This window comes from Streptomyces sp. NPDC059499, assembly GCF_042749285.1.
Classification (GTDB): domain Bacteria; phylum Actinomycetota; class Actinomycetes; order Streptomycetales; family Streptomycetaceae; genus Streptomyces.
Genome location: NZ_JBHYTT010000004.1, coordinates 349,502 through 374,745, shown reverse-complemented (window position 1 = coordinate 374,745; position 25,244 = coordinate 349,502). Strand labels below are relative to the sequence as shown.

The window sequence follows — 25,244 nt, the reverse complement described above, 5'->3', positions numbered from 1 at the left end:
TTCAGGCTCCTGTCACGAGGGTGTTGTTGACGAGGTCGAGGAACTCGCCGGGGGTCTTGCAGCGGTCGGCGTCGACCGGCAGCGGGCGGCCGAACCGGTTCTCGAGCACGGCCACGATGCCGAGCAGGCCGAGCGAGTCCAGGCCGTACTCGTCGAAGGCCGAGCCGGGACGGCTCTCCATCGCCAGCGGGTCGACCGTGAGACCCGCGCCGTTCTTCATGAGCGCGGCCAGTTCCTCGTAGGTCAGTTGGGTGGTCATGCGGGACTCCTTGTCACTGAGGGGTGTCGGTGCGGTGGCGCAGCACGAGCGCCGCGTTCGAGCCCATGAGCCCTCGGCTCAGTACCAGCGCCGTCCGCAGTTCCGCGGGGCGCGCGCGGCCGGTGACCACGTCGAGGTCGTGGCACACCTCGAAGACGTTGGGCGTCGGCGGGATCAGACCGTGTTCCATCGCGAGTACCGCGGCGGACGTGTCCAGCACGGGTGCTCCGCAGTAGGCGCGGCCGATGCCGGTCTTGGGCGCCGTCACCGGTACGCGCCGGCCGTGCCGGCCCAGCGCGTCGGCGATGGCCAGTGCCTCGGCGCGGTCGGCCGAGGGCACACCGAGCGCGTCCGCGAAGACGACGTCGATCTCCTCCGGCGCGCAGCCGGCCTCCTCCAGCGCCCGCCCGATGGCGTGCGCCAGTCCCTCGCGGGACTGTTCCCACCGGGACGCCCCGGTGAAGGTGGCGGCATGGCCGGCCAGTTCGGCACGGATCCGGGCCCCGCGGCCGAGAGCCGCCGACTCCTCCTCGACCACCAGCATCGCGCCGCCCTCGGCCGGTACGAATCCGCAGGCGTCCGAGGTGAACGGACGGTAGGCGCGGGTCGGTTCGTCGCAGGTGCTGAGGTCCTCGTAGCCGAGCTGGCAGACGACCGAGTACGGCGCCAGGGGCGCTTCGGCCGCGCCGACGACGACGGCGTCGGTGCCGCGCCGGATGGAGCGTGCGGCGTGCATGAGCGCGTCCAGGCCACCGGCCTCGTCGCTGGCCACGACGGCGCACGGCCCCTTGAAGCCGCCGCGGATCGATATCTGACCGGTGCTGGCGGCGTAGAACCAGGCGATGGACTGGTACGGGCCGACGTAGCGGGAGCCCTGCCCCCACAGCCGCTGCAGTTCGCGCTGGCCGAACTCGCCGCCGCCGGACCCGGCGGCGGTCACCACGCCCACGCTGAACGGGGCGCTCTCGTAGTCGGCGCGGCCGAGCCGTGCGTCGTCCAGGGCCAGATCGGCGGCCGCCATCGCGTAGTGCGTGAAGCGGTCGGTCTGGACGAGGTAGCGCTCCTCGATGAACGCGACCGGGTCGAAGTCCCTGACTTCGCCCGCGACGCGCAGCGGCAGGTTCTCGCAGCCCTCGCGGGAGACCGTGTCGAGGACGCTGACGCCTTCCTGCGTCTGTTTCCAGAAGGCACCGGCGCCGGTCCCGTTGGGGGCGACGACACCGATCCCCGTAATGACGGATCGCCGGTGTGTCCGGGTACTCATGGGGTCCTCCCGCCTGTTCGGGTCAGGGCGACGGCGGACTGGAATCCGCCGAACCCGCTGCCGACCGAAAGCACGCTGCGCAGCTTCAGGGGCCGTGCGGTGCGCGGCACGTAGTCGAGGTCGCACTCGGGGTCCGCGGTCTCGTAGTTGGCCGTCGGCGGCACCGTCTGGTGCTCGATGGCCAGCACGCACGCGGCGATCTCGATGGCGCCGATGGCGCCGAGCGAGTGGCCGACCATGGACTTGATCGAGCTCATCGGCACCTTGTACGCGTGCGCGCCCAGGGCCCGTTTCACCGCTGCCGTCTCGTGCCGGTCGTTCTGCTTGGTGCCCGAGCCGTGCGCGTTGACGTAGTCGACCTGCGAGGCGTTGATCCGGCCGTGCGCGAGGGCGGTGTTGATGGCCTCGGCCATCTCGAGGCCTTCGCCGGTCAGCCCGGTCATGTGGTAGGCGTTGCCGAAGGTGGCGTAGCCCGATATCTCGCAGTAGACGGTCGCCCCGCGGGCACGGGCGTGTTCGAGCTCCTCGAGTACGAGGACGGCGCCGCCCTCGCCCATGACGAAGCCGTCCCGGCGGGCGTCGAACGGCCGGGAGGCGTGCTCCGGGTCGTCGTTGTTCGCCGAGGTCGCCTTGATCGCGTCGAAGCACGCCACCGTGATGGGGGTGATGGGGGTGTCCGACGCACCGGCGATGCAGACGTCGACCCGGCCTTCCTCGATGGAGTGGAAGGCGTACCCGATCGCGTCGAGGCCCGAGGTGCAGCCCGTGGAGACGGTCTGGACGGGCCCGTGGGCGCCGACCTCCTCGGCCACGGCCGAGGCGAGGGTGCTGGGCGAGAACGCCCGCTCCAGGTGGGCGCCCGCCGGCCGGTGGTCGACGTCCCAGCGCTTGCCGCTCCCGCTGACGGCCACGTAGTCGTGCTCGAGGCGGGTGGTGCCCCCGACCGCGGTGCCGAGGGACACCCCGATGCGCCAGGGGTCCTCCTTCTCCGGGTCGAGTCCGGCGTCGCTCAGCGCCTCCCGGGCGGCCACCAGGGCGAACTGGACGTACCGGTCCGACCGTGCGACCAGGTCCTCGTCGAGGCCGTGGGCCGCGGGATCAAAGTCGCATTCGGCGGCGATGCGCGAGCGGAAGGCCGCCGGGTCGAACAGGGTGATGCCACGGGTCGCGGTACGTCCGCTGGAGAGGAGGTCCCAGAACGCCGGGACTCCGATGCCGCCGGGTGCGACGACTCCGACTCCGGTGACGGCCACACGACGGGTCATGACGCAGCCTCCGTTCGTTCTGGCGGGGCTCCGCGCTCGGCGACGTCCGTGTGTTCGGTGTCCACGTGCCCGAGTTCCGGGCGCGGGGCGAGCGGACCGAGGTGGAAGACCATGCGCGCTTCCACGTCGCCCACGTTGCGGAAGCGGTGGCGGACGTGCGGGGGGATCAGCAGCCCCTGGTCGGGCCGCATCGCGTGCGGCTCGCCGTCGAGGTCCACTTCGAGGAGTCCCTGCACGACGTACACGAATTCCTCGGAGTACGGGTGGTAGTGCTCGCCGATGCGCTCACCCGGGTTGACGATGGCCAGCCCCATGAAGCCGCTGGTGGCGCCCACGGCGGTCGGTGTGAGCAGGGCGCGCAGGTCGCCTCCGCGCCTGCGGTTGGGCTGAGTCTCGCTGAGGTCCACGATGCGAGGCCGGTGCGTGGTCATGACTGCTCTCCTCCAGGCGCGTTGTGCGGTGTGACGGCAGCCCGGGGCGGTCCCCGGGGGTGCCGGTGAAGCCGTTCAGGACTCGGTGGCCCGACGGTCGGTGATCAGGCTCATCTCTGCCTGGGCGAGGAAACGCGCGGCCTCCTGGTCGGTCGTCGGCATGCCGTTGGCACCGCCGTCGAGCAGCCGGCCGAGCATGGCCGCCTTGCGGTTGCCGCCGATGCCGAGCGCCTGGGCGGGCTGGGCGTCGAACGGGCCGCTCACCTCGAGGAGCCGCACCACGATGTCGTCGCGCTGGAAGATGGTGCTGCTCTCGATGGGGCTGGCGACGTCGTCCGCGGCCTCCTCGTCCTGGCCTGCGAGCAGCCGGGCCAACGCCATGCCGCAGCCTTCCTTGGCCTGGTAGAACAGCGCGTGCCGCTGGACGTCCTCGGCGGCGTGACGGCCGGCCTTCACGTGGTGGACGGTCGGGAGTGCGGCCCGGGTGAAGAACATCCGGGCGGAGTCGGGGTCGCTGAGGTCGCGGTCCTGCTCCAGGTACGGGTTGATGGCCTCTTCGAGAGCCCTGACCTCGGGCTGCCGCGAGACGTGGCGCAGGGCCGCCATCAGGTCGCCCTCGACCTCCACCGCCCGCACGACACGGTTCCCGTGCATGAAGAGCGAGGTACGGCACAGCCGGGTGTTCTCGTCGACGCGTGACTGCGGGGAGTCGTAGTCGGCGAGGATCTTCGCGACCATCTCCTCCGTGCCCGGCTTCACCGTGAAGGTGAGCGCGTGGCGTACCACGCCGTCGCCCAGACGCGGGGTGGCCTGGAGGCGGCCCTTGGCCGGCTCGGGGGTCCGCTGCTCGAACGCGACGCCGGTCTCGCGCAGCACGCTGAAGCGGAGGGAGCGGGTGTCGCGCACGCAGCTGTGGAGCGGCTGCACCGTCGCGACGTGCTCCTCGCTGTTCACCCAGGCGAGGAAGGGCGGGGCGCTCTCCCACTCGCTGGTGATGAGCCACTGCGAGGGGTTCTCGATCGACTGGCACAGCTGGTCGCTGATGTGCCCGGGAATCGAGGCCACCTGGTTCCGCATGTGCTCGTACGCCTCGAGGAACTGGTTCTGGGCGCCGTCGTGCAGGTCCAGCAGCAGTATGACCCGGAGCCTCGAACCGTCGAAGGCGGACTGCGATATGCGTTCCGAGAGAATGGTCATCTTTCGCTCTCCTTCGAGACGGATCGGCGGCCACGTCCCGTGGCCCTCGTCATCCGTCGGTGTCGGTGGAAGCGGAGCAGGTCCCTGCCCGCTGATGCGTGTTGTCGCCCCCGCATCGCGAGTTCGCTCCCGCGACTGATCGTGGAACGCTGGTACGGGCGGCGCGAGATTTATGAACCGTTCAGGTGAGGCGGTGACCGAAGCCTCCGCACAAGGGCATGGACACTGCATCCGTCCTGCGTCCGAGCTGGAGCAACTGATGAACGAGAAGACCGACCTCCGCGTACCAGTCCTCATCGTGGGCGGCTCCCTGGTGGGCCTGTCCGCCTCCCTCTTCCTGAGCCGGCTCGGCGTCCGCCACCTGCTCGTCGAGAAGCACGCGCACACGTCGACCCACCCCCGCGGGCGCGGCAACAACGTCCGCACCATGGAGCTGTTCCGCGCCGCCGGTGCCGAGCAGCTGATCCGGGACGCCGCCTCGGTGCTCGAGGACAACCACGGCATCCTCCAGGCGGGGTCGCTCACCGGGGACGACCAGGAGTGGCTGTTCAAGGAGATCGACCCGGGTGGCGGTCTCGCCCGGTTCAGCCCGAGCGGCTGGTGCCTGTGCAGTCAGAACGACCTGGAGCCCGTGCTCGTCACCCACGCCCGTGACCAGGGCAGCGAGCTGCGGTTCTCCAGCGAGCTGCTCACCTTCGAGCAGGACGCGGACGGCGTGACCGCTGTGGTGAAGGACCGGGAGACCGGGGAGCACACCACGGTGCGGGCGGACTACCTCGTCGCCGCCGACGGGCCCCGCAGCCCGATCCGGGAGCAGCTGCGCATCGGCCAGTCGGGGCCCGGCGATCTGTTCCACAACGTGAGCATCACCTTCCGGTCCCGGCAGCTCGCCTCGGTCGTGGGCGACCGGCGCTTCATCGTCTGCTACCTGACCAATCCGGAGGCGGACGGGGCACTGCTGCCGGTGGACAACGAGGAGCAGTGGGTCTTCCACGCGCCGTGGCAGCCGGACCGGGGCGAGACCCTGGAGGACTTCAGCGACGAGCGGTGCGCGGAGCACATCCGCAGGGCGGTCGGAGCGCCCGGTCTCGACGTCGAGATCACGGGCAAGGCACCGTGGCACGCCGCGGAGCGGGTCGCGGAGCGTTACGGGGTGGGCAGGGTCTTCCTCGCCGGTGACTCGGCCCACGAGATGTCCCCCACCGGCGCGTTCGGTTCGAACACCGGCATTCAGGACGCGCACAACCTGGCGTGGAAGCTGGCTGCGGTGATCTCCGGCGAGGCGGGGCCCGGACTCCTCGGGACGTACGAGGCGGAGCGCCTGCCGGTGGCGAAGGCCACGAGCGCCCGCGCGTCGGCCCGTTCGGGGGAGCACAGTCACCCGGGTTACGCCGGGTCACCCGGTCCGACCGGTGGGCGCAAGGGCGGCATGCTCACGGTCGCGCTCGGATACCGCTATCTCCAAGGTGCGGTGCTGGGCACGGACACCGACCTGCCGGTGGTACCCGAGGGCATGGGTCTGACGGGCGAACCCGGCACCCGCGCACCGCACTTGTGGGTCGACCGGGGCGGTGTGCGCCTGTCGACCCTGGATCTGTACGAGAGGTCGTTCGTGCTCCTGTCCGACGCGGGCCACCCGGAATGGCGTGCGGCGGCGGTCCGGGCGGCGGAGCGCCTGAAGGTCCGCCTGGACGCCTTCACGATCGGTTCGGGCCAGGGTGCCGATCTGCGGCCCGCGAACGATGCGGACTGGAGCGCCGCCCACGGCACGAGCCCCGAGGGTGCGGTGCTCGTGCGCCCCGACGGCTTCGTGGCCTGGCGGTCCGAGGGCGGCGTGGCCGACGCCGAGGCGACTCTGTACGAGGCGCTGACGACGCTGCTCCACCGCGACTGAGCGATTGGCGGGCGCGCCTCGCCCGCGCGCCTCGTCCGCCGCGTCTCACCCGACGCCGAACGACCTCAGGGCGGTGAGGAAGGCGTCCGGGTTGTCGTGGTGCACGAGATGCCCGGCGTCGACCCGGACGTACTGCCCGCCGGGTATCCGGCGGGCCATCCACGCCAGTTGTTCCTGGTCGATGTGGCTGCGGGATCCGCCGACCACGAGCGTGGGGGCGGTGATCTCGCCCAGGCGCTCCCGTACCGCCGGATCGGGGGCGTTCAGCTGGGCGTCGATGGCGCCCACCACCGGCCAGTCGAAGCCGAGTTCCCCGGCGGGCCGCTCCGCGGGTGCGCGGGGCGGGTCGAGCGGGAGCATGGGCGGGGCGTCCTCGATGACGAGTCCGCCGATCAGCCCCGGGTGCTGCTCGGCGAGCATCAGGGCGGCCGCGCCCCCCATCGAGTGCCCGACCACGACGGCGCCGGCCAGATTGCGGACCTCCAGGAACGCGTGCAGGTCGTCGCGGAAGAACTCGAAGGAGTAGCGGCCGGGCCAGTCGCTGAGTCCGTGGCCCCGGAAGTCGAGTGCGTACACCCGGTGCCTTACGGCGAGCCGTTCGGCGATTCCCGTCCAGTCCAGGCTGTTGCCGCCCCGTCCGTGGGCGAGCACGACGGGCGGGGACGCGGGATCGCCCCAGGTGCGGTGGGCGAGCCGGTTCCCGCCTGCGTGCACGCTGCTGACCCCGGGGTCGAGGAAGGCGGTGACGGTGCGGACGAAGGAGCCGGGGTCGTCCATCCACGGGTAGTGTCCGGCGCCCCGCTGGACGACGAGCTCGCCGTGCGGGAAGAGCGCGGTGAGCTCGGCCGCGCGGTCGGGGCTGGGGCCGCCGTCGTACTCCCCGGCGACGACGAGTACCGGCGCCTCCAGCTCCCGCAGGGCCTCGACGACCGCGGCGGTCTCCAGGCCGTCCTGCGGATAGTGGAGCGACCGCGCCTCGGCGTTGGTCTGGGCGGCGGCCTCGGCGGCGTGCGCCCGGGCACCGGCGTCCCATCGCCCGTAGGTGAACGGCAGGGTGGCGGCCCAGACGTCGGCCGTGGCGTGCCCGGCCCAGACCACCTCCAGCGCGGCCCTGGCCTCGGCGTACCAGGGCTCCTGGCTGCGCAGTTCGGAGGCTTGGCGCCAGTCCTCGTCCGTGACGGGGATACCGGTGGCGCGTGTGCTGGGAGTGACGAGGGTGAGGGTGCGCAGTCGCTGCGGGTACTTCGCGGCGTACAGGGCCGCGAGGCTCCCGGACGCGGAGTGGGCCAGCAGATCGATCCGTTCGAGGCCGAGGTGCGTGCGAAGGGCCTCGACGTCGTCGACGATCCGGTCGCAGCGGTACGTCGACGGGTCCTCCGGGACTGCGGAGTCCCCGGTGCCGCGCAGATCGAGGAGGACCAGCCGGCGCACGCGGGAGAGTCCGCCGAGGTCCCCGAGGTAGCGGGCGGCCCGCATCGGGCCGCCGGGCAGGCAGATCAGCAGGGGGCCGTCACCCACGAGGTGGTAGGCCAGTTCGGTCCCGTCGTACGTGCGGAAAGTCGGCATGCCCGCCATCCAAACAGGGCAGGGGGGCGGCTGCGGGCGCGTACGCCCACAGCGATCAGGCGGACACCCTGCGGGGAGGGAGCGGAGCGGCTGCCCGCCCGGCACCTCTTGAGGGGCTTCACGCCTCTTGCCATGGCGTCGGCATCCTGAATTACTACTCCCAGGGACATCGACCGAACGATCGGTCGCCCGCTTCGGCGAGAGGATCATCCGCATGACGGCTCTGCTGGACGCTGCCGAGCGGCTCGGCCGCGACGAGTTGGAGGCACTGCAGCTGGAACGGCTCCGGGCCACGCTGCGGCACGCGTACGACAACGTCGGTTTCTACCGGGCGTCCTTCGACAAGGCCGGTCTGCGGCCCGAGGACTGCCGTTCGCTCGCCGACCTCGCCCGCTTCCCGTTCACCGTCAAGGCCGACCTGCGGGACAACTACCCCTTCGGGATGTTCGCCGTCCCCGAAGAGCGGGTACGGCGCATCCACGCGTCCAGCGGGACGACCGGCCGGCCGACCGTGGTCGGGTACACCGAACGCGATCTGGACACCTGGGCGGACGTGGTGGCCCGGTCGATCAGGGCCGCGGGCGGGCGCCCGGGGCACAAAGTCCATGTGGCCTACGGGTACGGGCTCTTCACCGGCGGACTCGGGGCGCACTACGGGGCGGAGCGCCTCGGCTGCACCGTCATTCCCGCGTCCGGCGGCATGACCTCCCGCCAGGTTCAGCTGATCCAGGACTTCCGTCCCGAGATCATCATGATCACTCCCTCGTACATGCTGACCCTGCTGGACGAGTTCGAGCGTCAGGGGGTCGATCCCCGTACGACGTCGCTGAAGGTCGGCATCTTCGGGGCCGAGCCGTGGACCGAGCAGATGCGCCGGGAGATCGAGGAGCGGTTCGCCATCGACGCGGTCGACATATACGGGCTGTCCGAGGTGATGGGCCCGGGTGTCGCGCAGGAGTGCGTGGAGACCAAGGACGGGCTGCACATCTGGGAGGACCACTTCTATCCGGAGGTCGTCGATCCGCTCACCGGCGAGGTGCTGCCGGACGGTGAGGAGGGCGAGCTGGTGTTCACCTCGCTCACCAAGGAGGCCATGCCGGTGATCCGTTACCGGACCCGTGATCTGACGCGGCTGCTTCCCGGTACGGCGCGGGTCTTCCGGCGGATGGAGAAGGTCACCGGGCGGAGCGACGACATGGTGATCCTGCGCGGGGTGAACCTCTTTCCGACGCAGATCGAGGAGATCGTGCTGCGGACGCCGGGGGTGGCTCCGCACTTCCAGCTGCGGCTGACCCGCGAGGGCCGCCTGGACGCCCTGACGGTACGCGCGGAGGCGCGGGCCGGGGCCACGACGGACGAACGTGCCGCCGCCGCCCGGTCGATCGCGGCGGCGGTGAAGGACGGGGTCGGGGTGACGGTGGGGGTCGAGATCGTCGATCCGGAGGTGCTGGAGCGGTCGGTCGGAAAGATCAAGCGGATCATCGACCTCAGAAACGCCACCTGAGGCGCACCCCGGTGCGGACCCGGCCGGTCAGCGGGTCGCCGTCAGAGCCGCGAAGACGACGACATTGCTCCGGTACCCCGACTTCTTGGTGTAGCCCCCGCCACAGGTGATCACCCGGATTTCGGGGCGGGCGGACGGACCGTAGACCTTCTTGTCCGGGAAGTTCTTCTTGTCGTAGGACTCGACGGCGTAGACCGTGAACACGGCGGTGCGCAGGTCCGCCCGGATGACCTCGATCGTGGCGCCCTTGCGGACGGATCCCAGCCGGTGGAAGACGCCGGGTCCGACACGGGTGTCCACGTGTCCGGCGGTGATCGCGGTGCCGACGGCGCCGGGAGCGGTGCCGTCGGCGTACCAGCCGGCCAGGACCGGGTTGTCGTCCGGCGGAGGCTGCAGCGCTCCCGCCGCGTCGAGGGCCAGCCGGGCCACCGGGGCATCCACGCCGACGGTGGGGATACGCAGCCGGACCGGGTCCGACGGCGGCAGCGGGTCGACGGTGGGCCGCGCGACCGGGGCGCTGGGGCTGGGGGACGGGGCGGGAGTCACGCGGGCCGGGGTCACCGGGGCGGGCGTGGCCGGCAGGGGACGCAGGGGGGCCGGACGTACGGGTGGCCGGGGTGCGAGCTCCGGCGGCACGGGGGCGGGGCTCACGTAGACGGGCACCGCTCGGGTGGCACCTAGCGGGGCCGTGTAGGCCTGGGAGATCGCCGGTCGCGCGGGAGGGGCGGCGGCCGGCGCCGGAGCGCTGCGGACGGGCGCGGAAGGTGAAGGAGCCACGATGGCCTGCGTGGCCGGCGGCTGCGGTGGGGTGTCGTCCCGCATTCCGCTGACCACGAGCGCGGTGCCCGCGACCAGGGCCCAGACAAGATGCTTGACCGCGGGGAACGCCTGCGGTGACGTGCTGGACCTGCGCCCGGTTTCCATCTCGGTTGCCTCTGCTTCGCAGCGGGTGAACTACTGGGGAGAGTCCGCGGGACCCCGGGCCGGTACGGCATCCGGGGCCCGCAGACAGGACTCGGCCGCTGTCGGGACACGACCCGATCGGGAAACGCCTGCGGCCGGACACGAACGCGGTCAGGCTCCGACGGCGCTCGCCCGACGGCGCATCCTGACCACGCCTCCGGCCATCGCACCGGCCAGCAGCACGCTTCCCGCGGCAAGCTGCGTGCCCTTGTCCGTGGGAGCCCCGAAGCCGGCCTCGACGCCGCCGCTCGGAGCACCCCCGCCGTTCGGGGCGCCCCCACCGTTCGGGGCCTCCCCGCCGTTCGGGGCGCCCCCGCCGCTCTGGACGCGGTCGGCGATCCGGTACGTATCAGTGATCATGATCCGCGGCGGGCACTTCACGATCACGGTGTCGGTGCGGGCGACCGTCCCCGCCGGGATCTCGAACACGCCGACGAGCGTGCCCTTGCGCTCACCCGCGAAGAGGTGGAACGCCCCGCCGACCTCCGACGTGCCCTTGCCGTACGTCTCTTTGCCGCATGCCCTGGTGCTGACCGTGACCTTGGAACCGGGCGTGGCCTTGCCGGGGCTGATGCGGATACTGGGCTCGGCGGCGGGTTCGACGGCGGCGACCGCAGCCGGGGCCGTGAGCCCGAGGGCACCGACGATCAGACAGATACCCGCACCGACGCGTGTGTTGCGCATGAGGATCCTCCTACGGGAGCAGGGTCCGGCCTGTCTGCGCGGCACCTCTGCTGTGCTTCGCTCCCGAGGCAACCGACAGTCCGTCACATCCGCAACATGACATGTCGCCGTATACGTCACCCGGCCAGGCGCAGGAATCCGCCCCCGCGTGATCGTTTACGCAGGTCACGGAAGCGGCGGCGGGGGCGGCGGAGGATCCGGCGGGCGGACGGCGAACGGGCTAAGCGCGGCGGGTGACCCGACCGTGCCGAAGGCGGTGGGCACCCGCCGCCTACTCCCCCGGTCTCAGGGTCCGGCTGCCGGAAAACCGGTCCCGCAGCTCCCTCTTGAGGATCTTTCCGCTGGCGTTGCGCGGCAGCCCGTCCACGAAGAGGACCCTCTTCGGCGCCTTGAAGTGGGGGAGCTTCTCACGGGCGTACGCGATCAGTTCGGGCTCGGTGACCTCGCCACGCAGCACGACGATCGCGGTGACGGCCTCGATCCAGCGCTCGTCGGGCAGCCCCACGACCGCCGCCTCGGCCACTGCCGGATGGGTGTAGAGGGCATCCTCCACTTGTCGTGAGGCGATGAGCACGCCTCCGGAGTTGATGACGTCCTTCACCCTGTCGACGACGGTGAAGTAGCCCTGTGCGTCGCGGACCGCGAGGTCGCCGGAGTGGAACCAGCCGTCGCGGAACGCCTCCGCGGTCTCCTCCGGCTTGTCCCAGTAGCCCTGGCACAGCTGCGGGGAGCGGTACACCACTTCGCCTGCCGTGCCGTCAGGTACGTCCTTGCCGTGCTCGTCGACCACCTTCGCCTCGACGAAGAGCACGGGCCGCCCGCACGATTCCATCCGGCCCTCGTGCTCGTCGGGGCCGAGGACGGTGGCGAGCGGGCCGATCTCGCTCTGCCCGAAGCAGTTGTAGAAGGCCAGCCCGGGCAGCCGCTCCCGCAGCCGTTCCAGTACGGGCACCGGCATGATCGAGGCACCGTAGTAGGCCTTGCGCAGGGCACCGAGCTCACGGGTGGCGAAGTCCGGGTGGTTGGCGAGGCCGATCCAGACGGTGGGCGGGGCGAAAAGGCTGTCCGCCTGCCCTGCCTCGACCAGGTCGAAGATCCGGCCCGCGTCCGGGGCGTCGAGAATGGTGTTCTCGGCGCCCACCGCGAGGTACGGCAGCAGGAACACGTGCATCTGCGCGGAGTGGTAGAGCGGCAGCGAGTGCACGGGCCGGTCGGTGGCGCGCAGGTCGAGCGCGGTGACGGCGCTGACGTACTCGTGGACCAGGGCGCCGTGCGTCATCATCGCGCCCTTGGGCCGGTCCGTGGTGCCCGAGGTGTACAGCAGCTGGACCAGGTCGTCGGCGCCGGGCGCACGGTCGGGGGTGAAGGGGCGCCGGGTGTCCAGTTCACCGAGGAGCGAGTCCGGTGCGTCGCGCAGTGCGCGTACGGCGTGTCCCTCCGGGATGCGCGAAGCCAGGTCGGGGTCGGTGAGGACGAGGGAGCTGCCGGACTGTTCGAGGATGTACGCCAGGTCGTCACCGGTGAGGTTCTGATTGACCGGCACGTGGACCAGCCCCGCCCTGGCGCAGGCCAGGTAGGCGATCAGATAGACATCGGAGTTGTGGGCGAAGGAGGCGACCCGGTCACCGGGACGCAGTCCGTGTGCGCCGGTCAGCACCGCGGCGGCCGTGCTGACGGACGCGTCGAGGGCCGCATAGGTCCAGGACCGCCCGGCGTAGCGGACGGCGATGTGCTCGGGGGTGCGCCGGGCGCTGCGCGCCACGACTCCGTCGACTGTGCTGCTGCGTACACCTGTCATGGCGTGATCCTGGGCGGCCCCGCCCCCGGGGGTCAAGGGCCCGGATACCGACCAGCCGGTTGACAGGTGCACGGTGGGGCTGACTGAGTGGCGCGTGGCTGTCCGGGGCTCCCGGGCAACCGCTGTTCCCACCCTCACAGTTGGGAGGACCCTTGCCCCTCCGTAATCGTCTGAGACTCCTCGCGGTCTCCGGACTCGCCCTGTTCACCGCGGCCGCGTCGCTGCCTCCGGCCGCGGCCCGCACCTCGCCCGAGCACCACCCTTCGGGCGGCGGACTGTCCGCCGTCATCCGGTACACCGAGTACGGCATCCCGCACATCGTGGCGAAGGGCTACGCGGACCTGGGCTTCGGCAACGGCTGGGCACAGGCCGCCGACCAGGTGTGCGTCCTCGCCGACGGATTCGTCACGGTGCGGGGCGAGCGGTCGGCGTACTTCGGTCAGGACGCCGCCCCCGACGGCTCGTTGTCCTCGGCGACGAAGAACCTCTCCAGCGATCTGTACTTCCGCGGGGTGCGCGCGAGCGGCACCGTCGAGAAGCTGCTGAAGGTCCCGGCGCCGGCCGGTCCGAGTCACGAGGTCAAGGAGACCATGCGCGGCTGGGCCGCCGGGTACAACGCGTGGATCAAGCAGAACCGGATCACGGATCCGGCCTGCCGGGGCGCCTCCTGGGTACGGCCCGTCACCACGCTCGACGTGGCCGTCCGGGGCTTCGCGATCTCGGTACTCGGCGGTCAGGGCCGTGGCATCGAAGGCATCACGGCCGCGCAGCCGCCGTCCTCGGTCCCGGCCGTCCCGGGTGTGTCCCCCGAGGAGGCCGCCGGCGCCGCGCTGCGGCTGCTGTCCACGCAGAACGCCGACATGGGTTCCAACGCCGTCGCCTTCAACGGGTCCACGACGGCCGGTGGGCGCGGGCTGCTGATCGGCAACCCGCACTATCCGTGGCAGGGCGGGCGCCGGTTCTGGCAGTCCCAGCAGACCATTCCCGGCGAGCTCGATGTGGCGGGCGGTTCCCTGCTCGGCTCGACGACGATGTCGATCGGCCACAACAGGAACATCGCCTGGAGCCATACCGTCGCCACGGGGGTCACGCTCAACCTGCATCAGCTGACGCTCGACCCCGCCGATCCGACGGCCTACCTGGTGGACGGCCGGAGCGAGCGGATGACGAAGCGGACGGTCACGGTTCCCGTGAAGGGCGCCGACCCGGTGACCCGCAGCCAGTGGTGGACCCGCTACGGTCCCGTGGTCACCTCACTGGGGGCGGGATTGCCGCTGCCCTGGACGGCGACGACCGCGTACGCGCTGAACGATCCCAACGCCTCGAACCTGCGCGCCTCGGACACCTCGCTCGGTTTCAGCAGGGCTCGCAGTACGGCGGACATCGAGTCGGCGCTGCGCCGCACCCAGGGCCTGCCGTGGGTGAACACGGTAGCGGCCGACTCCCGGGGGCACTCCTTCTTCTCCCAGTCCCAGGTGCTGCCGAGGATCACCGACGACCTGGCACAGCGCTGCTCCACCGCGCTCGGCAAGGCCACGTACCCCTCGTCGGGGCTTGCGGTGCTCGACGGGTCGAGGAGCGAGTGCGCGCTCGGATCCGACCCGGACGCCCTCCAGCCCGGCATCTTCGGGCCGGGCAGGATGCCCGTGCTCAAGGACACCCCGTACGTGGAGAACTCCAACGACAGTGCCTGGCTGACCCATGCGCAGACACCGCTGACCGGCTACGAGCGTGTCTTCGGCACCATCGGCACACCGCGCTCCATGCGTACCCGCGGTGCGATCGAGGACGTGTCCGCGATGGCGGAGAAGGGCCGGCTGACCGTCGGTGACCTGCAGCGCCAACAGTTCGCGAACAGGGCTCCCGCCGGTGACATGGCGGCCGGTGATCTGGCGCGGGCATGCTCGGCGCTGCCCGGCGGCACCGCGCCCGGGGCCGACGGTTCGCCCGTCGACGTGTCGACGGCGTGCGGGGTGCTGAAGCGCTGGGACCGGACCACGGACACCGACAGTGCCGGAGCCCTGCTCTTCGACCGCTTCTGGCGCAGGGCAACCGCGACGGTCCCCGCCGACAAACTGTGGAAGGTGCCGTTCTCCGCTGCCGATCCGGTCCGCACCCCCAACACCCTGAACACCTCGGCGCCCGGGGTCGCCGCGGCACTGGCCGACGCGGTGGCCGAGCTGCGGGCGGCGGGGATCGCGCTGGACGCTCCTCTGGGCAGCCATCAGTTCGTCGTACGCAACGGGAAGCGCATCCCGGTGGGCGGCGGCACGGAGTCACTCGGCGTCTGGAACAAGACCGAACCCGTGTGGAACGCGGCGGGCGGCGGCTACACGGAGGTGTCGGCCGGTTCCAGCTACATCCAGGTGGTCGGCTGGGACGGCGGTCCGTGCCCGGTGGCCCGGACCCTGCTCACGTACTCCCAGTCGTCGAACCCGGCGTCACCGCACTACAGCGACCAGACCCGGTTGTACTCGGGCGAGCGCTGGGTGACGTCGCGGTTCTGCGAGAAGGACATCGCACGCTCACCCGCGCTGTGGGTCGTGCGGGTCCACGAGAGGCGATAGGTCCCGCTCCGTCCGGCATCGGCCCCTGACGCACCGGCAGGACGCGTCAGGGGCTGATCGCCAGGAAGACGAACGCCACGAAGATGACGAGGTGCACCCCGCCCTGAAGCAGGGTGGCACGCCCCGGCACGACGGTCAGGGCGCCCACCACGACGGTCAGGGCGAGCAGAACCATGTGGGTGGCACCGAGGCCGAGGTGGAGCGGTCCTTCCAGCCAGATCGAGGCGAGCGCGATGGCCGGGATGGTGAGGCCGATGCTGGCCATCGCCGAGCCGAGGGCCAGATTGAGGCTGGTCTGCACCCGCTCGCGCCGCGCGGCCCGTACGGCGGCGAGGGTCTCGGGCAGAAGGACCAGCAACGCGATGACGACGCCCACCACGGATTGCGGCATCCCGGCGGCCTCGACACCCGACTCGATGGTCGGCGATACGGCCTTGGAGTCGCCGACGACCGCCACGAGGGCCACCAGGAGCATGACCACGCTGAGTACGGTCGCGCCCCGCCCGGGCAGCGGCACGGGGTCGTCCTCGGCCTTGCGCGGCCGGCCGTCCTGGGTGAGCGGCAGGAAGTACTCGCGGTGCCGCACGGTCTGTACGGCGACGAACAGCCCGTACAGGAGGAGCGAGGCCACGGCGGCGAAGCCGAGCTGGGCGGAGGAGAACTCGGGGCCGGCCTTTCCGATCGTGAAGGTGGGCAGGACCATGCTCAGGGTGGCCAGTGTCGCCACTGTCGCCAGTGCGGCGCCGGTGCCCTCGGCGTTGAAGACGGCCACCCGAGTGCGTACGGCCCCAACCAGGAGGGAGAGTCCGACGATGCCGTTGCAGGTGATCATGACGGCGGCGAAGACCGTGTCGCGGGCGAGGGAGGAGGTCTTCGGCCCGCCGTCGACCATGAGAGTGACGATCAGGGCCACTTCGATAACGGTCACGGCGACGGCGAGGACGAGCGAGCCGTAGGGTTCGCCGACCCGGTGCGCGATCACCTCGGCGTGGTGGACGGCGGCGAGCACCGCGCCCGCGAGGCACAGGGCCACCACGGCTACGGCCGTCGGGGACAGTTCGCGGCCCCAGCTGAGTACCAGCGCGACGGCCGCGATCACCGGTACCGCAACGGTCCACTGGGTGACCAGGGCCCGGGCCGTTGTGCTCACGTTCATGGCCACAGGCTGCCAGAGGCGACCCGGGAGCGCTCGGTGGCACGGCGCCGGGGCCGGCCGGGAACACGGGCTCCCGTCTTCGCGATCGCCAACGCGTCGCGATCCGCACGCACACGGTCTCCTGATGTCACGTCAGATTCTTCTGTCCGTCAGAGACGTACGGGACGGCAGGGGTGACAGTAATCTCTGCTTCGGCAGGAAGTTTCAGGCTCGGGCGAGATTTCGAAAGTTACTTTCGCTCACGTGCTGTCCACATCAGGGGAAGGGGTTCCGAATGGCCGGGGACGTGTCGGGCAGGGGAATGAGCCGTCGGAGGCTGGGGGGCGGGATACTGACGCTGGGCGGAGCCCTCGCCCTCGCGCCGATGCCCTTCGCGGGTGCGGCGGTGGCCGCCGGACGCGGGGCGGAAGCGGGCACACAGTCGGGAGCTGGTACGGGTATGAGTCCGGGGCAGGGCAGGCCCACACTGCGCCGCGGTTCGGCCGAGCGCGCGGGGCTGCTGTCCGAGCCGCTCGACCAGCTCGTCGCCGACGCGGAGACGTACCTCGCCGACTCCCCCAAGCACCCCTGGTACGCGGGGGCCGTGCTGCTCGCAGGGCGTGGCGGCACCGTGGCCCTGCACCGGCCCATCGGCAAGGCGGTGCGCTACGCGGCGTACGACGAGAAGACCGATACCGGGGTGGAGTTCCCCGCGGACCAGCAGATCGCGATGGCCGAGGACACGGTCTTCGATCTGGCGTCGGTGTCCAAACTGTTCACCTCGATCCTGGCCGTGCAGCAGATCGAGCGGGGCGCGCTGGAGCTCGAGGCGACGGTCGCCTCCTATCTGCCGGACTTCGCGGGCGGCGGCAAGCAGGACGTGACCATACGTCAGCTTCTCACGCACACCTCGGGCTTCCGGTCCTGGATCCCGCTCTTCAAGGAGCCGACCAGGGAGGGGAAGCTCCGTCTGCTGTGGAACGAGGTGCCGGCCTCCGCCCCCGGCACGAAGTACCTCTACTCCGACCTCAATCTGATCTCGCTGCAGCTGGTCCTGGAGAAGATCACGGGCCGCGCCCAGGACGTGCTGCTCCGTGAGGAGATCACCGCTCCGCTCGGGATGCACCGCACCCGCTACAACCCGCCCGCCTCCTGGAAGCCGAAGATCGCCGCCACCGAGGACTCCCGGCTGCCCTGGTCCGGCCTGGACCGCGGACTGGTCTGGGGCGAGGTCCACGACGAGAACGCCTTCAGCCTGGACGGGGTCGCCGGGCACGCGGGGGTCTTCTCCTGCGCCTGGGATCTGGCGATCCTGGCCCGTACGCTGCTCAACGGGGGCGTCTACGGCAGGTCCCGGATCCTGTCCGAGGACTCCGTGGAGCTGATGTTCACCGACTTCAACACCGCGTTCCCGGGAGATGAGCACGGCCTGGGCTTCGAGCTCTACCAGCACTGGTACATGGGTGCGATGGCCACGCCGCGCACCGCGGGACACACCGGGTTCACCGGCACCAGCCTCGTCCTCGATCCGACGACGGACTCGTTCCTGATCGTCCTCGGCAACTCGGTGCACCCCGTGCGCAGCTGGCGGTCGGGCAGTGCGCCGCGGGTCGCCGCGGCCAACCGGATGGCACGCGCCGTTCCCGTCCGTCCCGCCCATGGCCGTACCGCCTGGTTCTCCGGCATGGCGAGCGCCTCGACCGCCACGCTCGCCCTGCCCGCGCTCCGTCCGGCGTCCGCGCACGCGGTGCTGAGCTGTGCGCTCTGGTGGGACACCGAGCCGGGCTCGGACTCCCTGCGGCTGGAGGCGTCGTCCGATTCCGGGGCGACGTGGCAGCCCGTGCCGTTCACGACCGTACCGGCGGACGGAGCCCGGCCCCCGCAGCCGGAGCCGCACCCCGCGGGCTCGGTGTCGGGCTGGTCGGGCCGGGTCTGGCATCGTCTGGAGGCGGATCTGGCCGCCTGGCGCGGCACGGAGGTCGTACTGCGATGGCGGTACACCACCGACCAGTTGTACGTCGGGCGTGGCGCGTACGTCGACGGTGTACGTGTCCGGGACGGCAGCCGCACGCTCTTCGACGGGAACAGGCCCGGCGACTCCGGCCGCATCGAGGCGACGGGCTGGATCCTCTCCGCCGACTGAGCGTTCCGGCCGGCTGGATGACGCTGGAGGAGCTGCGCGCCCGGGCGCGTACGGCGGCGGCGAGGCCGACCTGACGCCGGGCAGGGTGTCCGTGTCGGCGGGCGTCGTGATCGGGCTTTCCCTCAGCAGCGGCTGATGACGCACGCCTCGGCGCGCGGAGCATGAGAGAGACGGACAGTGAGCGCGGGCCACCCGAAGGTGGTCCGCGCTCCGCCGTTTCCGGATCCGAAACTTTCGTCGACACTCATGAATGTCTTTCGTAACGCCCGAGCGTGATTACGGGGGACGCTGCCGGATGAATTCCCATACGTGCTGGAGTCACACCATCTGCGCAGGTCATCTCACTGTCCGCTCACACATGAGCGGTTGTTCGCTCGGAAATGTTTCGGAAATGTGGCGTTGACGGTTCGTCACGTTGAGCGCATACTCTCCCTCGCGCCCCCTGCTGCTCCAACGCTCGTCCCCGCCGCGGGAGTGCCCACCGGGTGCGCCCGCGGCGGTTGCACAGCACCTCGAACGGTCCGAACCACCTTGCCGGGTCCCCAGTTCGCTCCGCCCGGCAACCGGAAGAAGAGGCTGGAAACGTGATGGCCAAGAAGTCCCCCGGCGGCCCCCTCGCCCGTCCGCACCTGCCGGCCCGTGCCAGACGGGCGGTCTCGCTCATCACGGCGGGCGTCCTCGCCGCGGCGGGTGTGGTCTCTCTCGCCGGTACGGCCGAGGCGGTCGGCACGCTCGGCAACGCCGCGGCGGCGAAGGGCCGGTACTTCGGTACGGCGGTGGCCGCCAATCACCTCGGCGAGGCGCAGTACGCGTCCACGCTGGACGCCCAGTTCGACTCGGTGACGCCCGAGAACGAGATGAAGTGGGACGCGCTCGAAAGCACCCGCAACTCGTTCAACTACGCGTCGGCCGACCAGATCGTCAGCCATGCCCAGAGCAAGGGGATGAAGGTCCGCGGGCACACGCTCGTGTGGCATTCCCAGCTTCCCGGCTGGGTCGGCGGCCTGGGCACCGCCGATCTGCGTACGGCGATGAACAACCACATCACCCAGGTGATGACGCACTACAAGGGCAAGATCCACTCCTGGGACGTGGTGAACGAGGCCTACCAGGACGGCAGCAGTGGGGCACGGCGCAGTTCACCGTTCCAGGACAAGCTCGGCAACGGCTTCATAGAGGAGGCGTTCCGCACCGCCCGCACGGTGGATGCCAACGCCAAGCTCTGTTACAACGACTACAACACCGACGGCCAGAACGCGAAGAGCAACGCGGTCTACGACATGGTCAAGGACTTCAAGGCGCGGGGTGTGCCGATCGACTGCGTGGGCTTCCAGTCGCACTTCAACAGCAACTCCCCCGTTCCCAGCGACTTCCAGGCCAACCTTCAGCGCTTCGCCGCCCTCGGTGTCGACGTGCAGATCACCGAGCTGGACATCGAGGGGTCCGGTTCCGCCCAGGCCGCCAACTACACCAAGGTGGTGAACGCCTGCCTGGCCGTGTCGCGCTGCACCGGCATCACCGTCTGGGGTGTCACGGACAAGTACTCGTGGCGCAGCAGCGGTACGCCGCTCCTCTTCGACGGCAACTACAACAAGAAGCCGGCGTACGACGCGGTGCTCGCCGCGCTCGGCGGCTCCACCGGTGGAGGCGACGGCGGTGGCACCGGCAGCTGCACCGCCACGTACACGCAGACCGCCACCTGGAACGGCGGGTACAACGGACAGGTGACCGTCAAGGCCGGCAGTTCCGCCATCAGTACGTGGACGGTGCCGGTGACCGTGGCCTCTCCGCAGAAGGTCAGCGCCACCTGGAACGGCTCGCCCACCTGGGACTCGAGCGGAAACGTGATGACCGTGCGACCGAGCGGCAACGGCAGTCTCGCCGCGGGCGCCTCGACGAGCTTCGGGTTCACCGTCGCGACGAACGGCAACACCTCCGCCCCCACCGTCGGTTCCTGCACCGCCTCCTGACCGGAGCCGGCCACCGGCCGGAACGGGGCGCGTGAAACCCGCACCCACCCGCCCCGTTCCTCATCACCGCCCCGCCCGGTCCCGAGACCTGGCGGGGCGGTTCGCCGTCGCCGCTATCCGGCCTCGGCCAGGGCGGGGGCGGGGGCGGGGGCGGGGGACGGTGCCGGAGCGGCGGACGGCGCAGGTGCCGTGGATTCCCGTACCACCAGTCGTGGCCTGATGAGCAGCGACCGTCCGGCACCCGGGGCCGAGTCGATCCGGGCCCGCAGCTGCTGGAAGGTCTCGGCCGCCATCTCCGGAAGCGGCTGGCGGACCGTGGTCAGGGGCGGTTCGAAGAGATCGGCGAGCAGGATGTCGTCGAACCCGACCACCGAGACGTCCCGCCCCGCGCGGAGTCCGGCGTCCTTGGCGCCGCGGCAGACGCCGATCGCGCACATGTCGTTGATCGCGACGAATCCGGTGGGCGGGCGTGGCTGCGACAGCAGTTCCCGGGCGGCGTTCCGGCCCAGCTCGGCGGCGTCCTTGTCCCCGAATTCGGTGGTGTCCGCACCGGGCCACACGATCGCGTCGGCAGGGTCGAGTCCCGCCGATTCGAGCGCGGCCCGGAAGCCGCGCAGGCGCTCCCGGCGGTTGACGCTGTTGACCGAGCCGGAGACGAACGCCAGCCTTCGGTGGCCCAGTTCGATCAGATGGCGGGTGGCGAGCTCGGCGCCCATCGCGTTGTCCACACTGATGCTGGACAGCGACGGCGGATCGCCCGCCTGCGCGGTGCGGTCGAAGGCGACCATCTTCAGACCCCGGCTGAGCAGCGGGGCGACGTGGTCGAGCGAGGGCAGGGAGGAGCACAGGACCACGCCGCTGACCCCGTCGGCGAGCAGTTCCTCCCCGTACTTGAGCTCACGGGCGGGATCGCGCTCGCTGTTGCACAGCAGTACGTGGTAGCCCTCGGCGAGCGCGATGGCCTCCAGCTCTCTCGCGAGCGCGCCCCAGAAGGGGTTGGCGACGGAGGGCACGATCAGGCCGATGACCTTGATGCGGCCGGTGCGCAGCATGCGCGCCGCCCTGTTGGGCCGGTAGCTGAGCTGCTCTATCACCTGCTCCACACGAGCCAGGGTGGCCGCCTGCATACGGTCCGTACGTCCGTTGAGAACGTTGGAGACCGTGCTCGCGGAGACTCCTGCTGCCTCCGCGACCTGATGGATCGTTACCCCGCTCATGCCACCTCCGGTTCGGAACGCACTGCTGAGCTTAGTGTACCGATTTACTGAACGGGCTCCACCGGTACACCCGTTAACATCCCTGAAAATTCTTGTGCATCAGCTGTTGACGCCACTCTCGACGCGTTCTTAGCATCAGTGCATCGATTTACCAGTGCTTCCCAGCCATGTGCGGGAAGTCATCGCTGGATCGATCCACTGACTCCACCTCAAAAGGGGTGTCCCATGGAACTCACAAGACGATCTGTACTCGCCGCCATCGGCGCGGGTACCGCCACTGCCGCACTCGCCGGCTGCGGCGGCGGCTCCACGGCTGCCGGTTCGGCCGACGGCCCCGCCGAGGGCGAGATCACGCTGCTCACCCCGATCTACGAAGGTGCGAACGGCAAGACCCTGCTGGAGCAGGAGATCCTCGGCGGGTTCCGGAAGAAGTATCCGGACGTCAAGGTGAACGTGGACTACACCACGTACGCCCAGCTCAACGAGAAGATCACCACCGGTCTCGCGGGCGGGCTGCTGCCCGACGTACTCATGATGGGTGTCGGGTGGATACCCCCATTCGCGGCGAAGAAGGCGATCGCCGAGCTGCCCGAGTCGCTCGCCACCGCGCACGACTACGAGAAGCGCGTACTGGAGCCGTCGCGTTACGACGGCAAGCTCTACGCGCTGCCCGTGGTCCTCGACACCCGCATCGTCGTGTACCGCAAGGACCACTTCGCGGAGGCCGGGATCAAGAAGACCCCGGCCAACTGGGCGGAGCTGCGCGCCGTCGCGAAGCAGCTGACGAAGGACGGCCGCGTCGGATTCGACCCGTTCTCCATCGACCTGCGCCAGTGCTGGGAGACCTTCCTCTTCGCCAACGGCGGCCAGTTGTTCAGCGCGGACGGCAAGAAGGTGCTGTTCACCGATGCGCGCGGCGTCGAGGCGCTGCAGTTCTTCAAGGACCTGATCAAGGACGGCTCGGCGGACTACGCGAAGAAGACGGATGCCGGCGCCCCGTCCAACGTACAGACGGGCAGGGCGTCGATGATGATGTCGACGAGCGCCCTGTGGGTGCAGGCCAAGGAGCAGAACCCGGAGCTGATCGAGGGCGACAAGCTCGGTGCGTTCGTCCTGGCCAACCGCAGGCCGGCGATGCTCCAGGGCGGCACGCTCGTCACCCAGTCCGCGCGTTCCAAGCACCCGGCCGCGGCCCGCGCGCTCGTCGAGTACCTCGCGTCGCCCGACTCGATCCTCGGTGCGGCGGAGCAGCGTGGCTCGGTACCCGGACTCCGGGACCTCAACGAGTCCGGGTACGTCAAGGAGAACCAGTTCGTCGATCTCTCCCTGCAGAACCTGGAGCACGCCGTCTCCGAGGGCGGCACCGCGGCCTGGATGGAGATCCGCGAAAAGATCAAGCCGACGCTGGAGCCCGCGATCGTGGGCGGTCAGTCCGCGAAGGACGCCATCGCGGAGCTCGGCCGTCTCGCCGAGGCCGCCATCGGCCGGATGTAAGGACCCGACACTGTGCCAGCGACATCTGTGGTGAAGGCACGGCCCGCGCGGCCGCCTTCCTCTCCCGAGGCACCGAGGACGACACGTACGGGCCGGGTTCCCATGGGCCCGGGACGCCGTCGGCGACGTGCGGGCATGCTGATGGTGGCGCCCGCACTGCTGCACGCCTCGCTGTGGATCGGTCTTCCGGTCGTGGTCTCGGTGGCCCTGGCCTTCACGAAGTACGACGTGCTGACGGCGCCGGAGTTCGTGGGCCTGGCCAACTTCCGGGACATGCTGGACGACGCGGTCTTCGTCAAGTCCATCGGCAACACGCTCGTCTACACCTTCTTCACCGTGCCCTTCGGCATGGCCCTCGGCCTGCTGGTGGCACTGGCTCTGCACACCGGCCTCAAGGCGCGCGGCATCTTCCGCACGGCGGTGTTCCTGCCGCAGGTCACCGCGACCGTCGCGATCGCCCTGGTCTGGCTCTGGATCTACAACCCCGGCAACGGCCTCCTCAACACCCTGCTGTCGTTCCTGGGCGTCCAAGGACCCGCCTGGCTCTCCTCGACGACGTGGGCGATGCCTTCGGTGATCCTGGTGGGCATCTGGCAGGGCATCGGCATGAAGATGCTCATCTATCTGGCCGCGCTGCAGTCCCTGCCCAAGGAGCTCTACGAGGCGGCGTCCGTGGACGGCGCGTCCAAGGTCCGGCAGTTCTTCTCGATCACTCTGCCGCTGCTGAAGCCCGCGACGTTCTTCGTGCTGATCACCTCGATGATCAGCGCCTTCCAGTCCTTCGACCAGATCTACATCCTGACCGACGGCGGCCCCGCCAACAGCACCACGATGATGACGTACGAGATCTACAAGTCCGCCTTCCGGGAGTTCCGCGTCGGCTACGCCAGCGCACAGTCACTCGTGCTCTTCGTGCTGCTGATGGGCTTCACCCTGGTCAACAAGCGGATCATGGGAGGCAGTCGTGGCCACGGCTGAGCTGCAGAAGCCGGCCCCGGCTCCGGTGCCGAGGGCCACGGCCAAGGGCAAACCGGTCTCCGCCGGCCGCGTCGCGCTCTACGTGACGCTGTCCGCGGTCTCGCTGCTGATGATGGTGCCGTTCGTCTGGATGGTCCTCACCTCACTCAAGACGCCGGTGGAGATCGCGTCGCAGGAAGCCGGACTGCTCCCGGAGCACTGGCAGTTCGGGAACTACGCCGACGCGCTGAAGGCCGCGCCCTTCGCCACGTACGCCCGGAACAGTTTCATCATCGCTTTCAGCCACACCGTGCTCAACGTGCTGGTCGCCTCGATGGCGGGGTACGCCCTGGCGCGCATCAGGTTCCGCGGCAGCGAGATGATCTTCTACCTCTTCATCGCGGCGCTCATGATCCCCACGTACACCAAGGTGCTGCCGGAGTTCCTGATCGTCCGCTTCATGCCGCTGGCCGGCGGTAACGACATCCTCGGCCAGGGCGGCAGCGGCTGGCTGGACAGCTGGTGGGCGCTCATCATCCCGGGCGCCGTCACCCCGTTCGCGGTCTTCCTCTTCCGGCAGTTCTACCTGGACCTGCCGGTGGAGCTGGAGGAGGCGGCCCGGCTCGACGGTCTCGGCGAATTCAGCATCTACGCCCGGATCATGAGCCCGCAGGTCAAGCCCGCGTTCATCACCGTGGCGCTGCTGACCTTCGAGTCCTCGTGGAACAACTTCCTCTGGCCGCTCCTGGTGACCCATACGGACAGCATGCGGGTGATCCAGGTCGGGCTCTCCGTCTTCAAGACGGAGAACGGCACCCAGTGGCACTTCCTGATGGCCGGCACCACGCTCGCCACCCTTCCCATGGTCGTCCTCTTCCTCATCGGCCAGCGCTACTTCGTACAGGGCTTCGCAACCGCCGGTCTCAAGTGACCGGT

Annotated in this window: 19 protein-coding genes; 8 read left to right on the top strand and 11 right to left on the bottom strand. The window is 70.3% G+C overall.

All coding sequences use genetic code 11. The features are described 5' to 3' along the window. Window position 1: 1 nt before the first annotated feature. The 5 genes from ACFW9O_RS13380 to ACFW9O_RS13360 form a co-directional block, all read right to left on the bottom strand. The gene (locus ACFW9O_RS13380; RefSeq protein ID WP_351172419.1) at window positions 2-259 is read right to left on the bottom strand and encodes an acyl carrier protein; all 258 of its coding nucleotides are present in this window, start codon (window positions 257-259) and stop codon (window positions 2-4) included. Window positions 260-272: 13 nt separating this feature from the next. Then, the gene (locus ACFW9O_RS13375; protein ID WP_384608548.1) at window positions 273-1,523 is read right to left on the bottom strand and encodes a ketosynthase chain-length factor; all 1,251 of its coding nucleotides are present in this window, start codon (window positions 1,521-1,523) and stop codon (window positions 273-275) included. Further along, window positions 1,520-2,788, bottom strand: a complete 1,269-nt coding sequence (locus tag ACFW9O_RS13370) for a beta-ketoacyl-[acyl-carrier-protein] synthase family protein (protein ID WP_356424792.1) — start codon at window positions 2,786-2,788, stop codon at window positions 1,520-1,522. The genes ACFW9O_RS13375 and ACFW9O_RS13370 overlap by 4 nt, the downstream gene beginning before the upstream one ends. After that, window positions 2,785-3,219, bottom strand: coding sequence for a cupin domain-containing protein (locus ACFW9O_RS13365; protein ID WP_329214404.1), 435 nt, complete (start codon window positions 3,217-3,219; stop codon window positions 2,785-2,787). Before ACFW9O_RS13365 ends, ACFW9O_RS13370 begins: the two co-directional genes overlap by 4 nt. A 75-nt stretch (window positions 3,220-3,294) precedes the next feature. Beyond that, window positions 3,295-4,416, bottom strand: coding sequence for a SchA/CurD-like domain-containing protein (locus tag ACFW9O_RS13360; protein ID WP_351172409.1), 1,122 nt, complete (start codon window positions 4,414-4,416; stop codon window positions 3,295-3,297). 259 nt (window positions 4,417-4,675) lie between these two features. Between ACFW9O_RS13360 and ACFW9O_RS13355 the strand changes: the two genes are divergently transcribed. Beyond that, a complete protein-coding gene (locus tag ACFW9O_RS13355; protein WP_384608544.1) occupies window positions 4,676-6,310 on the top strand; it encodes an FAD-dependent oxidoreductase in 1,635 nt (544 codons plus the stop codon). A 45-nt stretch (window positions 6,311-6,355) separates the two neighbouring features. On the opposite strand, the gene ACFW9O_RS13350 is transcribed toward ACFW9O_RS13355, so the two are convergent. Beyond that, window positions 6,356-7,876, bottom strand: a complete 1,521-nt coding sequence (locus ACFW9O_RS13350; RefSeq protein WP_384608541.1) for an alpha/beta fold hydrolase — start codon at window positions 7,874-7,876, stop codon at window positions 6,356-6,358. Window positions 7,877-8,090: 214 nt separating this feature from the next. On the opposite strand from ACFW9O_RS13350, the gene paaK reads away from it, so the two are divergent. Beyond that, window positions 8,091-9,380 (top strand): phenylacetate--CoA ligase PaaK, encoded by a 1,290-nt coding sequence (gene paaK / locus ACFW9O_RS13345; RefSeq protein ID WP_351172400.1) that lies wholly within the window; start codon window positions 8,091-8,093, stop codon window positions 9,378-9,380. Between the two features lie 27 nt (window positions 9,381-9,407). On the opposite strand, the gene ACFW9O_RS13340 is transcribed toward paaK, so the two are convergent. From ACFW9O_RS13340 to ACFW9O_RS13330, 3 genes are all read right to left on the bottom strand, one after another. Continuing rightward, entirely contained in the window at window positions 9,408-10,304 is an 897-nt protein-coding gene (locus ACFW9O_RS13340) for a class F sortase (protein WP_384608538.1), read from the bottom strand. A gap of 150 nt (window positions 10,305-10,454) precedes the next feature. Next, complete coding sequence (locus ACFW9O_RS13335; protein WP_384608536.1) at window positions 10,455-11,027, bottom strand: sortase; 573 nt, start codon at window positions 11,025-11,027, stop codon at window positions 10,455-10,457. A gap of 271 nt (window positions 11,028-11,298) precedes the next feature. Beyond that, on the bottom strand, window positions 11,299-12,825 hold the full coding sequence (locus ACFW9O_RS13330) for an acyl-CoA synthetase (RefSeq protein ID WP_384608534.1): 1,527 nt from the start codon (window positions 12,823-12,825) through the stop codon (window positions 11,299-11,301). A gap of 152 nt (window positions 12,826-12,977) precedes the next feature. Here ACFW9O_RS13330 and ACFW9O_RS13325 point away from each other — a divergent pair, with 152 nt between their 5' ends. Continuing rightward, window positions 12,978-15,392, top strand: coding sequence for a penicillin acylase family protein (locus tag ACFW9O_RS13325; RefSeq protein WP_384608531.1), 2,415 nt, complete (start codon window positions 12,978-12,980; stop codon window positions 15,390-15,392). Window positions 15,393-15,438: 46 nt separating this feature from the next. Here the strand turns inward: ACFW9O_RS13325 and ACFW9O_RS13320 are convergent, their stop codons facing one another. Next, complete coding sequence (locus tag ACFW9O_RS13320) at window positions 15,439-16,548, bottom strand: calcium:proton antiporter (RefSeq protein WP_384608530.1); 1,110 nt, start codon at window positions 16,546-16,548, stop codon at window positions 15,439-15,441. Window positions 16,549-16,822: 274 nt separating this feature from the next. On the opposite strand from ACFW9O_RS13320, the gene ACFW9O_RS13315 reads away from it, so the two are divergent. Both ACFW9O_RS13315 and ACFW9O_RS13310 read left to right on the top strand, forming a co-directional pair. Next, entirely contained in the window at window positions 16,823-18,670 is a 1,848-nt protein-coding gene (locus ACFW9O_RS13315; protein WP_384608527.1) for a serine hydrolase, read from the top strand. A gap of 587 nt (window positions 18,671-19,257) precedes the next feature. Continuing rightward, on the top strand, window positions 19,258-20,640 hold the full coding sequence (locus tag ACFW9O_RS13310) for an endo-1,4-beta-xylanase (RefSeq protein ID WP_384608915.1): 1,383 nt from the start codon (window positions 19,258-19,260) through the stop codon (window positions 20,638-20,640). A gap of 113 nt (window positions 20,641-20,753) precedes the next feature. Here ACFW9O_RS13310 and ACFW9O_RS13305 read toward each other — a convergent pair whose 3' ends face one another. After that, entirely contained in the window at window positions 20,754-21,857 is a 1,104-nt protein-coding gene (locus ACFW9O_RS13305; protein ID WP_384608524.1) for a LacI family DNA-binding transcriptional regulator, read from the bottom strand. Window positions 21,858-22,082: 225 nt separating this feature from the next. Between ACFW9O_RS13305 and ACFW9O_RS13300 the strand changes: the two genes are divergently transcribed. The 3 genes from ACFW9O_RS13300 to ACFW9O_RS13290 all read left to right on the top strand — a co-directional run bounded on the left by ACFW9O_RS13300 (window position 22,083) and on the right by ACFW9O_RS13290 (window position 25,239). Next, window positions 22,083-23,351, top strand: a complete 1,269-nt coding sequence (locus ACFW9O_RS13300) for an ABC transporter substrate-binding protein (protein WP_384608522.1) — start codon at window positions 22,083-22,085, stop codon at window positions 23,349-23,351. A gap of 135 nt (window positions 23,352-23,486) precedes the next feature. Further along, window positions 23,487-24,329: a carbohydrate ABC transporter permease gene (locus ACFW9O_RS13295; RefSeq protein ID WP_384608519.1), complete on the top strand. Its 843-nt coding sequence runs from the start codon at window positions 23,487-23,489 to the stop codon at window positions 24,327-24,329. Then, window positions 24,316-25,239, top strand: coding sequence for a carbohydrate ABC transporter permease (locus tag ACFW9O_RS13290; RefSeq protein ID WP_384608516.1), 924 nt, complete (start codon window positions 24,316-24,318; stop codon window positions 25,237-25,239). The genes ACFW9O_RS13295 and ACFW9O_RS13290 overlap by 14 nt, the downstream gene beginning before the upstream one ends. The last annotated feature ends 5 nt before the right edge of the window (window positions 25,240-25,244 follow it).

Coding starts and splice junctions, on each gene's coding strand:
- ACFW9O_RS13380 (WP_351172419.1), bottom strand. CDS start 259: ATGACCACCCAACTGACCTACGAGGAACTGGCCGCGCTCATGAAGAAC.
- ACFW9O_RS13375 (WP_384608548.1), bottom strand. CDS start 1,523: ATGAGTACCCGGACACACCGGCGATCCGTCATTACGGGGATCGGTGTC.
- ACFW9O_RS13370 (WP_356424792.1), bottom strand. CDS start 2,788: ATGACCCGTCGTGTGGCCGTCACCGGAGTCGGAGTCGTCGCACCCGGC.
- ACFW9O_RS13365 (WP_329214404.1), bottom strand. CDS start 3,219: ATGACCACGCACCGGCCTCGCATCGTGGACCTCAGCGAGACTCAGCCC.
- ACFW9O_RS13360 (WP_351172409.1), bottom strand. CDS start 4,416: ATGACCATTCTCTCGGAACGCATATCGCAGTCCGCCTTCGACGGTTCG.
- ACFW9O_RS13355 (WP_384608544.1), top strand. CDS start 4,676: ATGAACGAGAAGACCGACCTCCGCGTACCAGTCCTCATCGTGGGCGGC.
- ACFW9O_RS13350 (WP_384608541.1), bottom strand. CDS start 7,876: ATGCCGACTTTCCGCACGTACGACGGGACCGAACTGGCCTACCACCTC.
- paaK (WP_351172400.1), top strand. CDS start 8,091: ATGACGGCTCTGCTGGACGCTGCCGAGCGGCTCGGCCGCGACGAGTTG.
- ACFW9O_RS13340 (WP_384608538.1), bottom strand. CDS start 10,304: ATGGAAACCGGGCGCAGGTCCAGCACGTCACCGCAGGCGTTCCCCGCG.
- ACFW9O_RS13335 (WP_384608536.1), bottom strand. CDS start 11,027: ATGCGCAACACACGCGTCGGTGCGGGTATCTGTCTGATCGTCGGTGCC.
- ACFW9O_RS13330 (WP_384608534.1), bottom strand. CDS start 12,825: ATGACAGGTGTACGCAGCAGCACAGTCGACGGAGTCGTGGCGCGCAGC.
- ACFW9O_RS13320 (WP_384608530.1), bottom strand. CDS start 16,548: ATGAACGTGAGCACAACGGCCCGGGCCCTGGTCACCCAGTGGACCGTT.
- ACFW9O_RS13315 (WP_384608527.1), top strand. CDS start 16,823: ATGGCCGGGGACGTGTCGGGCAGGGGAATGAGCCGTCGGAGGCTGGGG.
- ACFW9O_RS13310 (WP_384608915.1), top strand. CDS start 19,258: ATGGCCAAGAAGTCCCCCGGCGGCCCCCTCGCCCGTCCGCACCTGCCG.
- ACFW9O_RS13305 (WP_384608524.1), bottom strand. CDS start 21,857: ATGAGCGGGGTAACGATCCATCAGGTCGCGGAGGCAGCAGGAGTCTCC.
- ACFW9O_RS13300 (WP_384608522.1), top strand. CDS start 22,083: ATGGAACTCACAAGACGATCTGTACTCGCCGCCATCGGCGCGGGTACC.
- ACFW9O_RS13295 (WP_384608519.1), top strand. CDS start 23,487: ATGCTGATGGTGGCGCCCGCACTGCTGCACGCCTCGCTGTGGATCGGT.